The sequence below is a fragment of the Flavobacterium sp. genome, assembly GCF_031411595.1.
Taxonomy (GTDB): Bacteria; Bacteroidota; Bacteroidia; order Flavobacteriales; family Flavobacteriaceae; genus Flavobacterium.
In genome coordinates this window covers 1-20,761 of record NZ_JANOBI010000013.1, presented here as the reverse complement: position 1 = coordinate 20,761, position 20,761 = coordinate 1, and the positions used below count along the sequence as shown (strand labels likewise).

At 41.3% G+C, this 20,761-nt stretch carries 14 protein-coding genes; 9 read left to right on the top strand and 5 right to left on the bottom strand.

The features are described from left to right. Positions 1-6: 6 nt before the first annotated feature. Genes RMO03_RS02420 through RMO03_RS02410 form a run of 3 tightly spaced genes read right to left on the bottom strand, consistent with a single transcriptional unit; the run spans position 7 to position 3,201 of the window. The gene (locus tag RMO03_RS02420; protein WP_309640490.1) at positions 7-792 is read right to left on the bottom strand and encodes a DUF4292 domain-containing protein; all 786 of its coding nucleotides are present in this window, start codon (positions 790-792) and stop codon (positions 7-9) included. After that, positions 792-2,135, bottom strand: a complete 1,344-nt coding sequence (locus RMO03_RS02415; protein ID WP_309640489.1) for a tetratricopeptide repeat protein — start codon at positions 2,133-2,135, stop codon at positions 792-794. Before RMO03_RS02415 ends, RMO03_RS02420 begins: the two co-directional genes overlap by 1 nt. Positions 2,136-2,190: 55 nt before the next feature. Beyond that, positions 2,191-3,201, bottom strand: coding sequence for a sugar phosphate nucleotidyltransferase (locus RMO03_RS02410; RefSeq protein WP_309640488.1), 1,011 nt, complete (start codon positions 3,199-3,201; stop codon positions 2,191-2,193). 316 nt (positions 3,202-3,517) lie between these two features. Between RMO03_RS02410 and RMO03_RS02405 the strand changes: the two genes are divergently transcribed. Next, positions 3,518-6,421, top strand: coding sequence for a CehA/McbA family metallohydrolase (locus RMO03_RS02405; RefSeq protein WP_309640487.1), 2,904 nt, complete (start codon positions 3,518-3,520; stop codon positions 6,419-6,421). Positions 6,422-6,522: 101 nt separating this feature from the next. On the opposite strand, the gene RMO03_RS02400 is transcribed toward RMO03_RS02405, so the two are convergent. Then, on the bottom strand, positions 6,523-7,941 hold the full coding sequence (locus RMO03_RS02400) for a CotH kinase family protein (protein ID WP_309640486.1): 1,419 nt from the start codon (positions 7,939-7,941) through the stop codon (positions 6,523-6,525). A gap of 304 nt (positions 7,942-8,245) precedes the next feature. Here RMO03_RS02400 and RMO03_RS02395 point away from each other — a divergent pair, with 304 nt between their 5' ends. From RMO03_RS02395 to RMO03_RS02360, 8 genes are all read left to right on the top strand, one after another. Next, entirely contained in the window at positions 8,246-9,703 is a 1,458-nt protein-coding gene (locus RMO03_RS02395; RefSeq protein ID WP_309640485.1) for a CoA-acylating methylmalonate-semialdehyde dehydrogenase, read from the top strand. A 195-nt stretch (positions 9,704-9,898) separates the two neighbouring features. Next, the gene (locus RMO03_RS02390; protein WP_309640484.1) at positions 9,899-11,254 is read left to right on the top strand and encodes an aminotransferase class III-fold pyridoxal phosphate-dependent enzyme; all 1,356 of its coding nucleotides are present in this window, start codon (positions 9,899-9,901) and stop codon (positions 11,252-11,254) included. A gap of 13 nt (positions 11,255-11,267) precedes the next feature. Beyond that, positions 11,268-12,725, top strand: coding sequence for an NCS1 family nucleobase:cation symporter-1 (locus RMO03_RS02385; RefSeq protein ID WP_309640483.1), 1,458 nt, complete (start codon positions 11,268-11,270; stop codon positions 12,723-12,725). 47 nt (positions 12,726-12,772) lie between these two features. Beyond that, positions 12,773-14,155, top strand: coding sequence for a dihydropyrimidinase (hydA, locus tag RMO03_RS02380; protein ID WP_309640482.1), 1,383 nt, complete (start codon positions 12,773-12,775; stop codon positions 14,153-14,155). Between the two features lie 3 nt (positions 14,156-14,158). After that, positions 14,159-15,025 (top strand): nitrilase-related carbon-nitrogen hydrolase, encoded by an 867-nt coding sequence (locus RMO03_RS02375; RefSeq protein ID WP_309640481.1) that lies wholly within the window; start codon positions 14,159-14,161, stop codon positions 15,023-15,025. Between the two features lie 43 nt (positions 15,026-15,068). Continuing rightward, positions 15,069-16,454 (top strand): NAD(P)-dependent oxidoreductase, encoded by a 1,386-nt coding sequence (locus tag RMO03_RS02370; protein WP_309640480.1) that lies wholly within the window; start codon positions 15,069-15,071, stop codon positions 16,452-16,454. Between the two features lie 28 nt (positions 16,455-16,482). Further along, positions 16,483-17,751: an NAD-dependent dihydropyrimidine dehydrogenase subunit PreA gene (gene preA, locus RMO03_RS02365; protein WP_309640479.1), complete on the top strand. Its 1,269-nt coding sequence runs from the start codon at positions 16,483-16,485 to the stop codon at positions 17,749-17,751. Between the two features lie 172 nt (positions 17,752-17,923). Beyond that, positions 17,924-19,159, top strand: coding sequence for a M20 family metallo-hydrolase (locus RMO03_RS02360; protein ID WP_309640478.1), 1,236 nt, complete (start codon positions 17,924-17,926; stop codon positions 19,157-19,159). A 58-nt stretch (positions 19,160-19,217) separates the two neighbouring features. On the opposite strand, the gene RMO03_RS02355 is transcribed toward RMO03_RS02360, so the two are convergent. Continuing rightward, a partial coding sequence (locus RMO03_RS02355; RefSeq protein ID WP_309640477.1) for a T9SS type B sorting domain-containing protein occupies positions 19,218-20,761 on the bottom strand: 1,544 nt, incomplete at its 5' end.

The following is a 20,761-nucleotide window of genomic DNA, read 5'->3' as shown; positions in this document are numbered from 1 at the left end:
GCAAGGCTAATTAATAAAAATTCTTTCGTATCCTTCAGGAACGCTATACGGGAAAGAAAGTTCTTCATCGAAGGTAACGGAATTATAATCGATTTCAATATTGACTTTTCCTTTCTTCTGCATCGCATCAATCACAATTTTCGTCGGCAACGCCATTTGATTGTAATTGCCAAAATTCGGATAAACAATTTGCACCGTGCGTTCTTTTTCACTTTGCGTGACTTGCTGTTTTTTGATTAAAAATTTCCCCGATTCGAAATAATACGACTTCGAAGTACTTGCATCGCTATTGTCTTCGAGTTTGTATAACGTATCTTCAATCGATGTTGTAAAACTTCCTTTGTGCAAATCGTCAAGTGCTTGTCCGATGAGCAAATTTTGCACTTTATTGAAATCCAAATCAGTACCCAACCATCGACTCAATAACGAATAATCTCCTTCAAAATAATTGCCGTTGATTTTTTCATAATACTTCACTTCATTCGGCGTAATCAATGCTTTGGCCATCGTAATTCCGAGGAAACGAATGCTGATTAAAATGATTTCGTCTTTCTTGATTTTGATTTCAGCGGTGACATTTTGACTTTGATTCGGATCTTCATAATGCGCACTCGATTTGATATAAAGCGTCGTAAAATCTTTTTTATTTTGATAATGCTTCTTGATAATCGTGTCGGCTGTAATCAAATCTTTGGCCTTTCCTTCCGACAGAAGAACCGCTTTCGATTTGCAAGAAACAATCGTCAATGGACTTATAAAAAATATAAAAAAAGCAAATCGGTATTGGCGCATTATTTTTTTTCTTTTAATAATTTATCGGCTTTCAAAAAATAACTTTCTTTCTTTTTGACGTCGCCCAAACCCGCTGAAGCTTCACCCAATTGAATGTTGTAATTGATTTCCAAAGCAACATCATCAACCAAATAATCCATGCCCATTTCTAGAAATTCTTTGGCTTTTTTGAAATTCTTGAGCTGATTGTTCGCCAATCCAACATAATAATACAACTGCGGTTGCGACGGATATAAGTCGATAAACGCAGTGGCTTTTTTGGATACAACGTCAAATTGTTGCTTTTCCGTATACACTTGCAGCAATAACAATTCGGTTTCTATATCGTCTGAATGGCTTTTGAGGTGCATTTCGTAATACTGAATCGCGTGATCCCAATCTTTTTTATTGTGATAGAATTTGCCAATTTCTTTCGCTACCTGAACGTCTTTATCATTGTCGAAATACGAAATCGCTTTTTCTAAATCTTTATCGAATTCGGGTTTGTCTTTGACGAAAATCAGAAATTCGTTGAGCATGCGGTGTTTGATTTTGTCATCAATCTTACGGCTTTCGAGTGCTTTATTCATCGCAATGACCGCGTTTTTTCCGTCGTTGTTATTCAAATGAAATTTAAACAAACTTACTTGCGCCCAATCCGAAGTTGGAATTTCGGTTTCCAATTGCTTGGCCACTTCCATCGCTTTTTCTTCTTGATTGCTTTCGGAATACAAGAAAATCAAAGCAATATAATTCGATTCTTCTTTGGGATATTTCTTAATCTGATCGATCAAATTGTCTTTTTCCGAAGTTTGGTATTTGGCAACACTAAGGATTTGTCGCTTATAATTCTCGCGCAATTCTGTTTTACCAACTGTCGAATTCAATTGATTAATCAAATCTAAAGCCTTGTCGAATTGCTGTGTATTCATATACAGCGACGTCAAATCTTCTTTGTATTCTTTTTTAAATTCAATGAGTTTATTGACAATCACAATGGCTTGAGTGTAATCTTTGGTTTCATAACAAACATCATACATGCCCACCCAAAACCACATGTTTTTTGGGTCGATTTGCGTGGCTTTTTCGAAAGAATCGTAAGCGTCTTTGTATTTTTTTTGTGGCAGGTAACTTTTGCCCATTTCGAAATATACAACGGCGTTGTCGGGTTGTAGTTTTTTACATTTCTCCAATGCCGTGATGGCTTTGTCGTAATTTTCGATGCCTTTTTCCAACAGCGATTCGTAGAAAGCATTTTGAAATGCATCATCAGCCAAACCAATCGCATCCGGTTCGGTTTGCGCCAGAACGAAATTTGGAAATAGCATTCCAATCAAAAGAAATATCAAAATTATTTTTCTCACTCTAAATATTTTCTTCGCGAACCTTGCGATTTATCTTTGCGTACTTTGCGGTTAATTATTCCAAAACCGAGTAATCACCAATACTAATGCTAGTGAAATTCCCATCGAAACTTGCGTGACTTCCAATCATCGCATTGTCGAGTTTGGCATTTTTGATGTGCGAATGGTTTTGAACCAAACTGTTTTTAATTTCCGTATCGCTTACATGACAAGCTTTGCCAAGTGAAACATTCGGGCCTACTGTAGCATTGATTAAAATCACATCTTCACCAATAAAGCAAGGCGGAATAATCGTTGAATGTTCGATAGTTACAGACGGATGCACTAAGTTTTCACCATCTTGATGCAAGAAATCTAACATTCTTGAATTGGTTTCTACGGTGACGTTTTTGTTGCCGCAATCCATCCATTCATCCACTTTTCCGGGAACGAATTTAAAACCTTTGACTTTCATATTTTCAAGACCGTCGGTGAGTTGGTATTCGCCACCTTTAACAACATTATTATCTAATAAATATTGCAATTCAGCGCGTAAAGTTTCTCCCGACTTGAAATAATAAATACCGATAATCGCCAAATCAGAAACGAAATTTTTAGGTTTTTCAACGAAATCTACGATTTGGTTGTTGTCATTCAATTGAACTACACCAAACGCACTTGGGTCTTCAACTTGTTTCACCCAAATCACACTGTCGGCAGAAGTGTCTAATGTAAAATCTGCGCGGAACAAAGTGTCTGCATACGCCACGACAATCGGTCCGGTCATAGATTCTTTGGCGCACATGATGGCGTGAGCGGTTCCTAAAGCTTCGTTTTGGTAATATATAGTTCCTTTGGAGCCTAGTTTTTCTGCGATGGCAATCAAGTCTTTTTCGACTGTCGTACCAAAATCTTTATGGATGATGAAAGCAATTTCTTCGATGTCTTGGTTAATTACACCTGCGATGTCTTCTACCAATCGGTGTACGATAGGTTTTCCCGCAATCGGAATTAAAGGTTTGGGAACGGTGAGTGTATGTGGTCTTAGTCTTGAGCCGCGTCCGGCCATAGGTACAATTATTTTCATATGTATCGATTTTGCTGCAAAGTTCGCAAAGTTTTTGAGAAAGTGGGTAAAGTTTTTTATTTGTTTTGAGTGGGTTATTAACCAAGTGTAAATTAAGTCATCGAATACATACCCTTGTATATTGATAGTAGTTTTTAGGAATGTAATTTTTAAGAAAACTATCTCGTGAACGTAACAACATTACCCCAACATCTCCTTTTCGTAAAAAAATCCCTAACAAATCGATATGTTCATAACGATATCATTAACTTTTTAAGAAATGTTTAACGGGACATACAAAAATGTATATATTTGACAAAATCAAAACGTTGTCATTATGAAAAACCCATTACTTTTCTTAAAACGGGCTATTATTCTTAGCTTGGTTTTATTCACAGGTCAGACTGCATTTTCACAAATTATCATCTCACAATATTACGAAGGCGCGGGCACCAACAAGTGGGTCGAACTCACCAACACCACCAATGCCGCCATCAACACCGCTTCGCCGCAACTCAAACTTGGGCTGTGGGCTGTTACCGGCAGCACGGGCAATATCGCTTTAACGGGCGCGCCAACCAATACGGTCAATCTAACCGTTACGATTCCGGCTTACGGCACGGTTCTAATAGGCAATACAGGAAATGGTACTGAAATTCCATACCTAACTGCCGCAAGCGCAGCGATGACCAGTAATGCAGTAATCAATTTTAACGGTAATGATGGTGTGGCTTTGCTCGATGCGAGTAGCAATATCCTTGATGCTTTTGGTACTGGAATCAATGCGACTGATATCAGTTATGTCAGAAGCACAGCAGTTACTTCGGCTTCCGCAACCTATGTGCCTGCGCAATGGAGTAGCGCTACAATTGCTACGGTACAAACTGCAGGAACGAGTGATGCCAATCGTTTGAATTATCATTTGTCGACAGCTTGTGTAGCTCCGGCAAATTCCCCAACCGGACTTACATTCGGAAGTCCAACGAGTACTAGTTTATCAGGTTCATTTACCGCAACAACTGCCGATGAATATTTGGTTGCTTATAGCACATCATCGTCACTAACGGCTTCTCCAACCAACGGAACGGTTTATAATATAGGCAATGTATTTGGCAACGCGACGGTTTTAAGCCGAGGAACATCGACCTCTTTTAATGCAACGGGTTTGTCTTCGAGCACGACTTATTATTTTTATGTTTTTTCTTTGAATAGTGTAGGTTGCACAGGTGGCCCAGCTTATAAAACGACTTCTCCTTTGAGCGGCAGTTCTACGACTTTAGCGCCGCCATGTGTAGCACCTGCGAATCAACCAACCGCTTTGGTGTTTAACAGTCCGACGCACAATGTTGTTTCGGGTTCATTTACGGCAACGACTGCCAATGCTTATTTGGTTGTTTATAGTACAGCAGCATCATTAACGGCTTCTCCAACCAACGGAACTTCTTATACCGCAGGCAATGTTTTTGGAAATGCTACAGTAGTGAGTAGTAGTTCAGCAACGAGTTTTTCCGCTACAGGATTAACGCCATCAACAACTTATTATATTACTGTTTTTGCTTTGAATAATGTGAATTGCAGTGCTGGCCCGGTGTATAAAACCACAACGCCATTAACAGGAAGTTCTACAACTATCGCTGCACCATTGAATTATTACTTTGGAAATTTCCACTCGCATAGCGAATACAGCGACGGAACCGGATTGCCTTCAGGTGATTTCGCTTATGGAGATACCGCCAATTGCATGGATTTCCTCGGCATTAGCGAGCACAACCACGTGAGTGCCGGAATGTCGTTGGCCAATTGGTCATTAGGAAGATCGCAAGCTACGGCTGCCACAACATCAACTTTTTTGGCGATGTACGGTATGGAATGGGGTGTGATTTCAGGCGGCGGTCACGTTTTGGTGTACGGTGTTCCTAACTTATTGGGTTGGGATGCCGGACAATATCAAACTTATGTGCCACAATCGGTTTACACAGGAACCACAGGTTTGTTTAATACGATCAACGGATTTGGCAACAATGCTTTTGCAACTTTGGCGCATCCAAACAATGCAGATTATAACGGAATCATGAGCACGTATGATGCGGTTGCTGATGATGCGATTGTAGGTTCTGCTGTTGAAAATGGGCCTTCAAGTTCTACCAACACCACTTATACCGATCCGCCTTCACCGATGTTGTATTTGAGTTTTTACCGCAATATGTTGTCGCGAGGGTATCATTTAGGGCCAACGATGGATCATGACAATCATAACGTAACGCACGGTCATACGGCGACTACAAGAACGGTAGTTTTATCGCCTTCATTAACAGAAGCAGATATTTTAAGTTCTATGCGATTGATGCGTTTTTATGCCAGTGAAGATTGCGCTGCCTACGTTACTTTTAAAATCAACAACAATCCAATCGGAAGTATTGTAACAGCTGCGGGAACACCAACAATTACAGTAACCACTTCTACGTCGAGTGCCGTGACTTCTTTGAAAATCTATTCCGGTGTGTCGGGTAGCGGAAGCAATGCCACGATTCTGACGAGCACCACTTCAGGTTCGATTACTTATACACATTCCGCATTAACGAATTTGAGTTCCCGTTATTATTACATCGATATCACCGAATCTAATGGAAACAGAATTGTTACCGCACCCATTTGGTATACCCGTAATGATGCTGCAAGGATGTCTAACCCGAGTGCAATCGCTGAGTTTTTTACTATAGCAGAACCGAAGCAAGTGGTTTTAAAATGGATTACCACTCATGAAAGCAATGACCAAATGTTTACCATAGAAAAATCGACAGACAACGAAGCTTTCGAATTGATGGAAACACAAGTCGGAAAAGGAACTTCGCAGTTTCCAAATAATTATACCGCCACCGATGTGTCTTCTCAAAATGATGGTATTACTTATTATCGTTTGACGCAATACAGTGAAAAAGGTGAAATGGCTTACACAGAAACTAAAAAAGTAACGCGCAACATTGAACCACAATTCGATGTAGTAATATTCCCAAATCCGGTATCCGATAAAACGACGATTCAACTCAACAATACCCACGGAGAAATGATCGACTTGGCCATTTTTGATTTGATGGGTCAAAAAGTGTACAGCAAAACGATGCAATCCGAACAAGGCAATCAAGAAATCGCATTGCCTTTACAATCGTTGAAAACGGGTGTTTATTTGTTTACTTTACGTTCGGGAAATCATGTTGTGAATACTAAGATTAGTAAGTTGTAATTCAAATAATATTGAATAAAAAACCTCCAATAATTTGGAGGTTTTTTTATTCTTTGTAATTCCTAAAATCTTAAAGTCTCATAATCTTATAATCCAATTTCCTACCAAGGAATACTCGCCGTCTTACTAGAAAAATAATTTGCAGGACCATTATTACCACCAGAACTATTGCCGGTTTTCACACGGTAGTTGGGTTGGTTACCCCAAGAAGCTGGTGTGTCTCCAATTTGCATGTCTTCTCCGGTAGCATTCCAAACAAAAGGATAAATCATATTCTGCCATGCTTGAATACGTGGAATACTTTTAGTCGAATGAAAATAATCGTTATTGGCGTTGTTCAATTCCGTGATGTAATTTTTATACATGGTTTTATATTGTGGAATCGCCAAGATTTTTGTGATTAAAGGCCGCTCGGTCATGTTGCCCCAAGTCAATGGGTTTTGGGTTCCGGCATTCGATACGATTTGCGATGTGCCTAACGTATTGTCATAATCATATGGAATAAAATACGCTTTACCATTCGGCGCAAAGTAGAAATAGAAATTATTGCCATTCGCCCAATAATCATCCCACATCCCTACAACGACATTGGTTGCATAAGTTTTTAAGAAAAGCGGCACATCCATTCTTTGCTCAATCCAAGTTTGAAATTGCGCTCCGGTTTTGGTGTTGAGGTCCGAGATAAATTGTAATAATTCTGCTTTTGCAGCTGGCAGTTCGTCTTTGCGGGTTTTTAGATCATAGGCGTAATACTGCGAAAGCGAAGAATCGATGTTGACATCTTCTACACCAATGCTCGATGTCGATACAAAGTTAGCATTGTTCGATCCGCTCCAACCGCCTTTCCAAAGGAAGCCTGTTCCTGCGCCCCACATCGCTTTGTTTTTTGCAAGATAAACTTCATCGATGTTTTCAATCATTGCATACACACCGAAGTAAGCCGGAGCCGCATCGCCTTGCACTTTTATCGAAACCTTACAATAAGAAGCCAAAGGTGCTTGCCAACATCCAAAACGGTGAAACAAATCATAACAATAAATCTCCCGAATATAGGTCGCATCGTCTTTGAACCATTTGATATTGAGCTTGTCAAGTCCTTTAAATCTTTGTGCGTCTCGGTATTTTGAAAAATCGAAACCAAAGTGACTGTGATGCCAATCCGGACTTATCGCATTATGCAATTGCCCATTATCACCCTCAGGGCGACGTCTGCTTGTATTGCCTTTCAAACGCAAACCTACACTGTCTAAAACAACGGTACCACTGCGATTGGTAAAAGTAAATTTCGACACGACTCTTTTATCGTTGGCCGAATTGAGGTCGTAATTTTCAAGCAATTTATTCCATTGCGCGAGCGACACTTCAATCGAAATTGTGGCTACTTCATTCAAATTAAAAACAGTCGATTCAAATACAGGAGTAGAAGGACGATTGGCAGCAATATTTTGAGTCGAAGTATCATCAACATTACTGCAATTGAACAGCAATAAAAAAGGAAATAGCAGGAATATTTTTTTCATTATAAGGGGTTTTCATTGCAAAAGCTACCAAAGGTAAGGCTTTATTTTAATCGACAGCCTTGAAAACAGAGGGATGCGGTGATTTTTATTTGAATAATAATTTTTGGGGCTTTACATTGAATTGTTTTTCTTAAATGCTTCATTTTTAAAACAATAACGCAAAAACGATTGGGTGGTTATTTATATTCAGAATAAATTAAAAACACACGCTTGTTAATATTGCCATTTATTCACTTTGACCACTTGTATATTAATAAATTGTTATTATTTTTATTAATTATTTGTATAAAAACCATAGACTATAATGAAATACCCAGCAATTCAGAATTACATCAATGGGAAGTTTGTTCCCGCTTCCGTTTCCAAAACGATGAACGTGGTTTCGCCACTAGACGGCAATTTGCTTTCCACCGTTCCAATGTCAACCAGTAAAGATTTAGACGACGCCGTAAAAGCCGCTCAAGCCGCATTTCCAGCATGGAGCAAAACGCCTATAAAAGAAAGAGTACAAGTGTTTTTCAGGTATAAATTCCTATTGGAAAAACACCTCAAAGAACTCGCCGAATTGTGCAGCGAAGAAAATGGGAAAACCTACGGCGAATCCGTAGCCGAAATAGAAAAATGCATTGAACTTACCGAATTTGCCACCTCATTACCACAATTGGTGCAAGGCGAATTGCTCGAAGTCAGCAAAGGCGTAGAATGCAGAACAGAACACGTGCCACTTGGCGTTGTAGCTTCCATCGTGCCCTTCAATTTTCCATCGATGGTGCCGAACTGGACGATTCCCAATGCAATTGCTTTAGGAAATTGCATGATCATCAAACCATCGGAAAAAGTGCCTTTGAGTTGCGGAAGATTGGCCGAATTATTAAAAGAAGCCGGTTTGCCTGACGGTGTTTTTAACGTCGTTCATGGTGATGTAGATATCGTCAACGCGATTTGCGATCACCCCAATATTGAAGCCGTATCTTTTGTAGGTTCTACCAAAGTGGCGAAAATTGTTTATCAAAGAGCGACCAGCAATTACAAACGATGCTTGTCTTTAGGTGGTGCCAAAAACCACTTGATGGTATTGCCCGATGCGATTCCCGAAATGACCGCACAAAACGTAGCCGCATCGATGTCGGGTTGCGCAGGGCAACGCTGTATGGCCGCTTCAGCCATGATCGGAGTCGGCAATGTAGATGCGATTGTAGCCAAAATTTGCGACGAAGCCAGAAAAATTATTCCAGGTCAAAATCTCGGCGCAGTCATCAATAAAGAATCACAAGATCGTATCGAAAGCTATATCACACAAGCCGAAAAAGACGGTGCCAAAATATTAGTCGATGGCAGAAATACCAAAGTATCCGGAAAAGAAAACGGAACTTATGTCGGCCCAACCGTAATCGATTATGTAACACCAACGATGAGTGTCGCCACCGAAGAAATTTTCGGACCCGTGATTTCGATCATGAGAACCAATACCGTCGATGAAGCTTTAGCCATCGAAAACGCGAATCCATACGGAAATGCCGCGAGCGTATTCACGCAAAACGGAGGCATGGCGCGTTACATTATCGACAAAGCCAGCGCCGGAATGATCGGTGTCAACGTAGGTGTTCCCGTACCAAGAGAACCATTCAGTTTCGGAGGTTGGAACGACAGTAAATTCGGAGTAGGCGACATCACAGGAAAAAGCTCGATTGAATTCTGGACAAAACTAAAAAAGAGCACCATCAAATGGAATGCAGAAGCCGGTGTCAACTGGATGAGCTAGTAATAAATTATTAAAATTTTCAGGAGCTAATCCCGCTTTACGCTCTAATCTTTTCTGCCGAACAACGGCAAAAAAGGATAACCGCTGCAATCGGGGCTAGGGCAACTGCTTATCAGACTGTAAGATTTCAAGATTGTAAGATCTGTCTTAAAGTCTTACAGTCTTAAAATCCAATAATCAAAAAGTACACAAACAATGATTACCAAAGAACAAACAATGACGAAAGAAGAAATCATCAACGACAGCAAAGAATTCAGTTTATTCTCCTGGTCGGCACAAGCCAGTGTCAATCCTATCGCAATAGAAAGAGCCGAAGGAGTTTATCTATACGAATACGGTGGCAACCGCATCATCGATTTTTCATCCGGATTAATGTCAGTCAATATCGGACATGGCGACCAACGTGTCACAGCCGCAGTCGTAGAACAAATGGAAAAAGTAAGTTTTGTAACACCATCGTGTACGACAGAAGTCAGAGCCAAATTATCGCGTAAACTAGCCGAGATTTGCCCGGGCGATTTAAACAAAGCATTCTATACTTTGTGTGGAACATCATCGATTGACAACGCTATAAAATTAGCAAGACTATACACAGGAAGACATAAAATTATCGGAAGATACCGAGCGTTTCATGGTGGTTCCATTGGCGGAATGACCGTCGGCGGTGACCCAAGAAAACTCGCTAATGATTCCCAACAAATGCCCAATGCGGTGCATTTAGACGACCCATATTATTTCTTTGGTATGAAAGATTTGGACGAAACTACTAAGTTGAACTTAAGTTTAGAATACGTAGAAAGAGTCATCCACCTCGAAGGCAAAACCAACATCGCAGCCTTTATTTTTGAAGGCGAAAGCGGTTCTTCAGGTTGTTTGCATTATCCAAAAGGTTATCTCAAAGGCGTAAAAGCACTATGTGAAAAATACGGAATCCTATTCGTTGCCGACGAAGTCATGAGCGGTTTCGGCCGTACCGGTAAATGGTTCGGTTTCGAAAACCACGGCATTATTCCCGATATGGTTTGCATGGCGAAAGGATTGACTTCCTCGTATTTGCCATTAGGTTGTTTAATGGTTTCTGATAAAATTGCAGAAAAATACGAGAATACTCCCATGATGATTGGTCTTACTTACAACGGTCATCCCGTAGCTTTGGCAGCAGCTTTAGCAGTAATCAATATCTATGAAAGCGATCGATTGATTGATAATACGCGTGAAATGGGCGCTTACCTCGAATCGAGAATTGAAGCGATGCGAAGCCAACATCCAAGTATGGGAACTTTCAGAAATACCGGACTTCTCGGTTGCCTCGATGTGTTGAAAAACAAAACCACAGGCGAATTGATTGCACCTTATAACGCTGCTGGCGATGATTTAAAAGTAACCAACCAAATCGCAGCCAAAATCAGAGCACTTGGCATGTATACTTTCGTGCGTTGGGGTTATATTTTCATAGCACCACCACTGACCATCACCAAAGACCAAATCGATGAAGGTTTGGACATCATCAGCGAAGCTTTAAAAATATCAGACGAAGCATTGATTGCATAAATTCAGACCAGAATTGACAAACAAAGACTTACATACAGATTCTGCTTTGTATAGCGAAGACCTAGCTCCAGTTGCAGCAAACAAGCGCACCTGGACCACTTGGAATTATGCTGCACTTTGGATTAGCATGAGCCTTTGCATACCAACTTATATGCTCTCAAGTTCTTTGATTGAAGGCGGAATGAATTGGTGGCAAGCCATTCTAACGATATTTCTAGGAAACACTATAGTATTAATTCCAATGATTTTAAACGGTCATGCAGGAGCGAAATACGGTATTCCGTTTCCGGTTTTTGCAAGAGCCAGTTTCGGAACCAAAGGCGCCAACATCCCGGCATTATTGCGAGCCATTGTAGCTTGTGGTTGGTTCGGAATCCAAACTTGGATTGGTGGTTTTGCGATCTATCAAATGATGCGTTTGTGGATTCCATCTTTAGAAACCTTACCGCAAATTTTCCCATATTCTTGGGGATTACAAACCGGACCGGCGATTTGTTTTCTGGTATTTTGGCTAGTCAATATGTATGTAGTGTATTTAGGTGTCGACAGCATCCGAAAATTATTGGTGTTTAAAGCGATTTTTTTACCGGTTGCCGCACTCGCTTTATTGGCTTGGGCATTGGTAGCCGCACATGGTTTGGGACCTATATTGGCAACACCATCTAAGTTTACCAACACAACAGATTTCTTCCATTTCTTTTTTCCTGCATTAACAGGAATGGTTGGGTTTTGGGCGACTTTATCGTTGAATATTCCTGATTTCACAAGATATGCGACTTCGCAAAAAGCACAAGTTAAAGGACAAATTTATGGTTTGCCAACTTCGATGACGCTATTCGCTTTTGTAGGTGTTGTCGTAACATCAGCAACGACCATTGTTTTCGGAACCACGATTTGGGATCCCGTGATTTTAGCAGGAAAATTTGATAGTAAATTGTTGGTCAGCGCGGCGATGATTGCCGTAGCGATTTCAACATTAGCAACCAATATTGCAGCCAATATTGTAAGCCCGGCCAATGATTTTGCACATTTCGCACCATCGAAAATCGATTTCAGAAAAGGTGGATACATTACTGGAGTTATCGGAATTTTAATATTTCCATGGAAACTCATTGCTGATCCGACCGGTTATATTTTTACGTGGTTGGTAGGTTATTCTAGTTTGCTCGGACCAGTTGGTGGGATTATGATTGTCGATTATTATTTCATCCGAAAACAAACCTTGATTTTGAATGATTTGTATGACAGCAAAGGTATTTATGGTTTCAATAAAGGCTTCAACACCAATGCGCTCTTGGCATTATTTCTAGGAATTTTGCCCAATGTGCCCGGATTTTTAATGACCATAAAAGTAATTTCCACCGATACTTTTCCGCAATGGTTAACCGGTTTATACAACTATGCTTGGTTCGTAGGATTTGGCATTAGTGGATTGATTTATTGGATTGCAATGAAAAACAAAACGACTTAGTCTTAGTGCCTCAGCGCCTTAGAACCTAAGCACCTAAAAAAATAAAAATGAGTATTTTAATCAAAAACGGAAGAATCATTACCGCTACCGATGATTATGTAGCAGATATTTATATTGTAGGCGAAACAATTTCGGCCATCGGTAAAAACCTAAACGTTCAAGCCAATCACGAAATCGACGCTTCAGGAAAACTCGTCATGCCGGGCGGAATCGACCCACATGTGCATCTCGACATGCCATTTATGGGAACCTACAGCAGCGACAATTACGAAACCGGAACCCGCGCAGCACTTTATGGAGGAACAACAACTGTCATCGATTTCATCTTGCAAACACAAGGCAAAAGTCTGCAATCAGCCTTACAAGAATGGAAAGGCAGAAGCGATAATAATGCTGTTGGAGATTATAGTTTTCATATGGCGGTGACCGATTTTAATGATGAAACCAAAAAAGAAATTCAGCATTTTATAGAAGTGGAAGGCATCACGTCGTTCAAAACATTCATGGCGTATAAAGGCGCACTGATGATAGACGATCGCCAAATGGTCGGACTCATGCAGGAAGTCAAAAAGCACGGTGGTTTGATCAATGTGCATGCAACCAATGGCGATATGATCGATTTTTTAATTGCCAAACATAAATCAGAAGGCAAACTTTCGCCATTATACCATTATCTATCACAACCCGAAGTCACCGAAACCGAAGCCAGCAGCCGATTTGCAGATTTAGCAGATTACACGGGTTGCCCCGGATATATTGTGCATCTCACTTGTGAAGGCGCACTCAACGCAGTTCGATTTGCCACAAGAAGAAATCAGCATGTGTTTGTAGAAACCTGCATCCAATATCTGATTCTCGATGCTTCTTTATACGAACAAAATTTTGAAGGCGCCAAATGGGTCATGTCGCCACCGTTGCGTGAAAAGAAAGATCAAGAAACGCTGTGGGCCGGACTCAATCAAGGTTTGGTGAATGTCGTTGCGACCGATCACTGTCCGTTCATGTGGGAACAAAAACTCATGGGAAAAGACGATTTCTCTAAAATTCCAAATGGTCATCCAGCGATTGAAAACAGAATGGAATTGCTATTTAGCGAAGGTGTCAATAAAGGCAGAATCACCTTAAACAAATATGTTGAAGTCGCCTCCACCAATGCTGCCAAAATATTCGGAATGTTTCCAAAAAAAGGAACCATCGCCATCGGAAGCGACGCCGATATTGTGATTTTTGATGCCAATGAAACACACACACTTTCTGCCAAAACGCATCACATGAATGTGGATTACAGCGGCTACGAAGGTTGGGAAGTCAAAGGAAAAGTGAAAACCGTTTTGTTGCGCGGGCAAGTGGTTATTGATAACAATGAATGCAAAGTTTCTAAAGGCTACGGTCAATTCATCAAAAGAAATAAAGTACAAGGAAAGATATAAATTATGGCAAGAATTGTAAAATCAGGACTCATTCAATTGAGTCTAGCTAAAACAGAAGGCGAAGGTACCATTGCAGAAATCATGAAGGCGATGGAAGACAAACACATTCCCTACATTGAAGAAGCCGGAAAGCAAGGCGTTCAAATTTTGTGTTTTCAGGAAATTTTTAATACACCCTATTTCTGCCCCGGACAAGACAGTGCCTGGTATGCTTCGGCAGAAACTGTTCCTGGACCAACAACGGAACGCATGCAAGTTTATGCCAAAAAATACAACATGGTCATTGTCGTTCCGATTTACGAAAAAGAACAAGCTGGAGTATATTACAACACTGCCGCAGTAATCGATGCCGATGGAACTTATTTAGGCAAATACCGCAAAAACCACATTCCACAAACGGGTGGTTTCTGGGAGAAATTTTTCTTCAAACCCGGTAATTTGGGCTATCCTGTTTTTCAAACGAAATATGCTAAAGTGGGCGTTTACATTTGTTACGACCGTCACTTTCCTGACGGTGCAAGGTGTTTGGGATTGAATGGTGCTGAAATTGTTTTCAATCCATCAGCCACAACAGTCGGGCAATCGCAATATTTATGGAAGTTAGAACAGCCTGCACACGCAGTAGCCAATGGCTATTTCATGGGTTGTATCAACCGTGTCGGCGAAGAAAAACCATGGAATCTCGGCCGTTTTTATGGAACATCTTATTTTGTGAATCCATTGGGGCAAATTATCGCTTGCGCTTCGGAAGACAAAGACGAATTGCTCGTAGCTGAATTTGATTTAGACTTAATCGAACAAATTCGTGGCAAGTGGCAATTCTACAGAGATCGTCGACCGGAAACCTACAACGAGATTGTCGCGCCATAGCCAACATTCAACATTCAAAATTTATCATTCAAAATAAAAATATATGAGTATCAAAAATAACCGATTAACCACCACCGAATACCAAGAGAATTTCTCCGACATTCATCCGCCATTCGAAACATCGGATGCGGCGTTGACAGAAGCGAATCGCTGTTTGTTTTGTTATGATCCGCCGTGTATGAAATCATGCCCGACCTCAATCAACGTTCCGAAATTCATCAAACAAATTGCTACCGAAAATCTAAAAGGTTCCGCACATACGATATTCTCTTCGAACATTATGGGCGCAGGTTGCAGTAAAGTCTGTCCTGTAGAAAAATTATGTGAAGGCGCTTGTGTCTATAATTTAATGCACGAAACACCCATTCACATTGCCAAACTCCAACGCTACTCCACAGAAAAGGCAATGGATAATAAATGGCAATTGTTCGAACGCAAACCATCCACAGGAAAACGTGTTGCGATTGTTGGTGCCGGTCCGGCTGGGTTGAGTTGCGCGCATACCTTAAGCCGCGAAGGGGTTGATGTAACCATTTATGAAAAAGAAAGCAAAGGCGGTGGACTCATGACCTACGGCATTGCAGCTTATAAAGTCACACCGGAATTTTGTGAAGATGAGGTCAATTACATCACATCGATCGGTGGTATCAACATCAAATACAATCAAGAACTCGGAAAAAGCATCACGATTGAAGAATTACAACGCAACTACGACGCAGTCTATTTAGCGTTCGGAGTTGGTTTGGCAAGACAACTAGATATTCCGGGTGAGCATCTAAACGGTGTAGTCGATGCGATTAAATTCATCTACGAATTGCGTGATAAGGATTACTCTAAAATTGCAGTGGGCGACCGCGTAGCTGTAATCGGAATGGGAATGACCGCCATCGATGCAGCAACCCAAGCGAAAAGATTAGGCGCTGGTGAAGTGCATCTAATCTACAGAAGAACACAAGAAGAAATGCCATGTACCGAAAAAGAACTCAATATTGCCAAACTTGACGGTTGCAACATCATCTGGCTAGCCGCTCCAAAAGAAGTTATTGGAGAAGGTGACAAAGTCAAACATTTGGTTTGCGATGTCATGAAACTCGGAGAACCCGATGCTAGTGGCAGAAGAAGTCCTGTAACAACAGGAGAAATATTCACGCTAGATGTCGATATGGTCATCAAAGCCGCAGGACAAATGCCGTTTTCAGAAATGGTCAATAGTGAAAACCTTCAAAATAGTAACGGTAAAGTTTCCGTACAAGGCAAATCGAAAGCGAGTTTAAACAATGTTTTTGCTGGAGGCGATTGTGTCAACGGTGGTCGCGAAGTGGTCGATGCTGTGCAAGCCGGAAAAGACGGTGCTGCAGCTATCGTAAAAGCAATCATCAGCCCGGATTATATCATCGAATCGGAGTTGAAACCTAAGTTCAACAACTAATTTAGTTATCATTTAAAATAAAAAAAACATGGCAGATATATCAATAGACTTTCTCGGAATCAAATCGCCAAATCCGTTCTGGTTGGCCAGTGCGCCGCCAACCGATAAAAAAATCAATGTAGTCCGTGCCTTCGAAGCAGGCTGGGGCGGAGTCGTTTGGAAAACCTTAGGTTCACAAGTCAAAAACGTTTCCTCTCGTTATTCATCCGTCAATTACGGTGGCAAAAGAATGATGGGTTTCAACAACATCGAACTCATCAGCGACCGGCCATTAGAAATCAACTTACGTGAAATCACAGAAGTCGTAAAAATGTTTCCCGATCGCGCGATGATTGTTTCCTTAATGGCAGACAACGATCGCAAATCATGGCATGACTTAATTATGAAATGCGAAGACGCCGGCGCCATGGGATTCGAATTAAACTTCGGTTGCCCTCACGGAATGACCGAACGCGGTATGGGTGCAGCTGTAGGACAAGATCCTGAAATCGCCAAAATGGTAGTCGAATGGGTCATGGAAAAAGCCACGATTCCCGTAATCACCAAACTTACACCAAACGTACACTCAGTAGTGCCAACCGCACGCGGCGCTGTAGAAGGCGGGACCAATGCGCTCAGTTTAATCAACACGATTCAAAGCGTAACGGGTGTCGATTTAGATACGTTAGTACCCAATCCATTCGTAGCCGGAAAAAGCGTGTTCGGCGGTTATTGCGGCCCGGCTGTAAAACCAATCGCATTAAAAATGTTAACCACAGTGGCTCAAGATCCCATCGCATCACGTGTTCCCATTTCAGGAATCGGAGGTGTGAGCACTTGGAGAGACGCCGTCGAATTCATGCTACTCGGAAGCACCAGTGTTCAAGTGTGCACCGCAGCGATGACGCACGGTTTCCGCATCGTAGAAGACATGTGCGAAGGCCTCAACAACTGGATGGACGAAAAAGGCTACGAGAAAACCACCGACTTCATCGGGAAATCAGTAGAAAAAATCACGCATTGGGAAGACCTCGATATCAATTACCACCACATCGCCAAAATAGATCAAGACAAATGCATCCACTGCGGTTTGTGTTACATCGCTTGCGAAGATACCTCGCACCAATCCATCAACGTCGACAGAGGCAATCCATACAACCATTACACGGTCAAAGAAGAAGAATGTGTCGGCTGTAATTTGTGCAAACTCGTGTGTCCGGTAGACAATTGCATCACCATGGAAGTGCATCGCGTAGCGCCCGAATACGTCAACTGGAAAGATTGGCAAGCCAAAGGAATGCCTTTAAACGATCATTAATTTTTGGGCGTTCCCCTATGGGTCGGGCTTTCACACTCGCTTCCCGATTGCACCGGGAGAGCTCAGACAATTGCTCAATCCCTAACGCACCTCGTAACCACAATAAAAATTTACAACCACATAGAAACATAGGTTCTTTTGTATGTTTCTATGTGGTAAAAAAAGAATCATAATGAAAATAAACGCAACTCGACTTCAACAACATTTCGAAGCCATGAGTCTCATCGGCAAAATCGGGGAAACCGGAACTTGCCGACCTGCACATACCGAACTCGAAAAACAAGGTTTCGATATCGCTGCTTCTTGGATGAGGGATGCCGGAATGAAAACCCATATCGATAATTTTGGAAATCTCATCGGAAGACTGGAAGGCAAAAATCCAAATCTCCCGTGTTTGATGATGGGTTCACACCTAGATTCACAACCTTACGGCGGAAGATTCGATGGCGTTGCCGGTGTTTTGTGCGCGATAGAAGTCGTAGCGACATTAACAGAAAACAACATCCAACCCGAACGCAGTATCGAAGTGATTTCGTTTGCAGACGAAGAAGGCTGGCGTTTCAACAAAGGACTTTTTGGTTCTAGAGGTATTTTAGGAAAACTCGAAGAAGGAGAATTACAACGCGCCGATAAAGACGGCATCACACGAGAACAAGCACTTAAAGATTTTGGTTGCGACATTACCAAATTCAAAGCATCAGAATACCAACCCGGAAGCATTTTTTGTTTCCTCGAATTGCACATCGAACAAGGCCCGGTATTAGATTTAGCCCACAAACCAATTGGTGTAGTTTCAGGAATTTCGGGCCCGCTTTGGTGGACCGTCAAACTCAAAGGCATGGCTGGCCACACAGGTTCGGTACCGATGCCAATCCGTAAAGATGCATTGATTGGCGCAGCAGAAATTATTGTGGCAGTTAATGAAATTGCAACTCAAGTTCCAGGTGCACCAACCGTTGGAACGGTTGGAACCATTCAAGTTTTTCCGGCATCGAGAAATATCATTCCCGAAGAAGTAATTTTCACGGTAGACTTGCGCGACATCGACTTAGACCGCCGCAACCGCTACGAAAAGCAACTTCGTGATCGTATAGAATCGATTACAAAAAAACATCAATTGACCTACGAAATATCAGAAGACACCAAAAGTGATCCGCGCTATTGCGCCGATTGGATTAAGGCGATCATTCACCAACAATGCGAAGATTTAAAACTCGAGGCAGTCGAACTCATGAGCGGCCCATTCCACGATGCACTAGCATTGTCTTACGCTTGCGATTACGGAATGATTTTCGTGCGGTGCAAAGACGGCATTAGCCACAACCCGTTAGAGTTTGCTTCTTATGAAGACTTAGCGATTGGCACCAACGTGATGTTGGGAACTGTAATTGAAATTTTAAAGAAGTAATAAAAAATACAGTCATAAAAAAAACCACTTATAATAGGTGGTTTTTTTATGAAATTGATTAACGTTTTAAAGAGAAATGCGATTTGAAAGTGCTGTTTTTAAACGAATTCGGATCAACATAATCAACCGTAAACCAGTAATCCGTTGACGGCAATTCATGACCGTTATAAGTTCCGTCCCAACCTTTTCCTAACGGACTAATTTGCTTGATGAATTTTCCATAGCGATCAAAAATATAGATGCCGGAATTGGGCAAATCTTTCAATCCTAAAATATTCCAAGTGTCATTATAAGTATCACCATTTGGAGTAAAAAATTTAGGGTAACCAAGAATTAATACTTCGCCTTCTAAATGGGTACAGCCTGCTTCGTCTGTCACCGTAATTTTATGCAGACCATTAATCATATTATAAAAGATATTAGAATCTTGCAAAGGGCCCGAGTCGAGTTGGTATTGAAACGGCCCACTTCCTGACGGCGTATGGATTATGATGTATGAATTGTCGCTAAAAGCTTCACTGACACTGACGCTGTAAGTAGTCGTATAAATAGAAGCAGTAACTGTTCCGAAAACCTCTTCTGAAATGCAACCCGTTTGCGTGTTGGTGGCAATTACAGAATAAATACCTTCTTGATTGGCTTCATAAGTATTGGCGTTGGCGCCGGTAATTAAGATATTGTTTAAATACCATTGGAAAGTAAAATTGGTATTGTTTAAATTCGTTGTAAACGTATAAGTTTGGGAAGTAATTCCTGTAGCGATATCGATACAAACAACACCGTCATTTAATTCCGGAACCGGTTTAGGTTTAACATTGACAATAATATACGCAGGATTTCCGACACAGTTGTTTAAAGTTGGAATTACGGTATAAATTACAGTTCCTCCATTGATGGCCGTTGATGTTAGGATAGGATTAATGAAATTTCCTGATCCATTGAAAGCTCCGGTTGCATTATTTTGAGTGGCAGCCCATGTAAAAGTTGTTCCTGGGAAATCAGCAACCAAATTGATATTGGGTGAATCTCCACTACAAATGGTTATCGGATTTGTTGCTATGATTTGCGGTGTTGGTTTGACAGTCACGGTTCGAGTTGCAGTAACATTGGCACAACCACCAGTTCCAAGAACAGTGTATGTTATTGTTGCTGTTCCGGCAGCAATTCCGTATATAATTCCTGTTGAAGCGTTAACGGTTGCTATTGAAATTGCAGAGGAACTCCAATTTCCGTTTGGTGATGTTGAGGTAAAAACGGTGCTTGAGCCTTGACAGATAATTTGATTACCGCTTAGAGTTCCGGCAATAGGCGCAGCGGTAACCGTTACAATTCTTGTAGCGGTCACATTGGCACAACCACCAGTTCCAAGAACAGTGTAGGTCATTGTAGCCGTTCCAGCAGCAACACCAGTTACAAGTCCAGCAGCACTATTAATAGTAGCGACCGTCACATCAGAAGAAGACCAAGTGCCACCAACAGCAGTTGAAGAAAACACAGAAGTGAGTCCCACACAAATACTTTGATTACCGCTTAGAGTTCCAACAACCGGTGCAGCGGTTACTGTCACCGTTCTAGTAGCCGTTACATTACTACAACCACCAG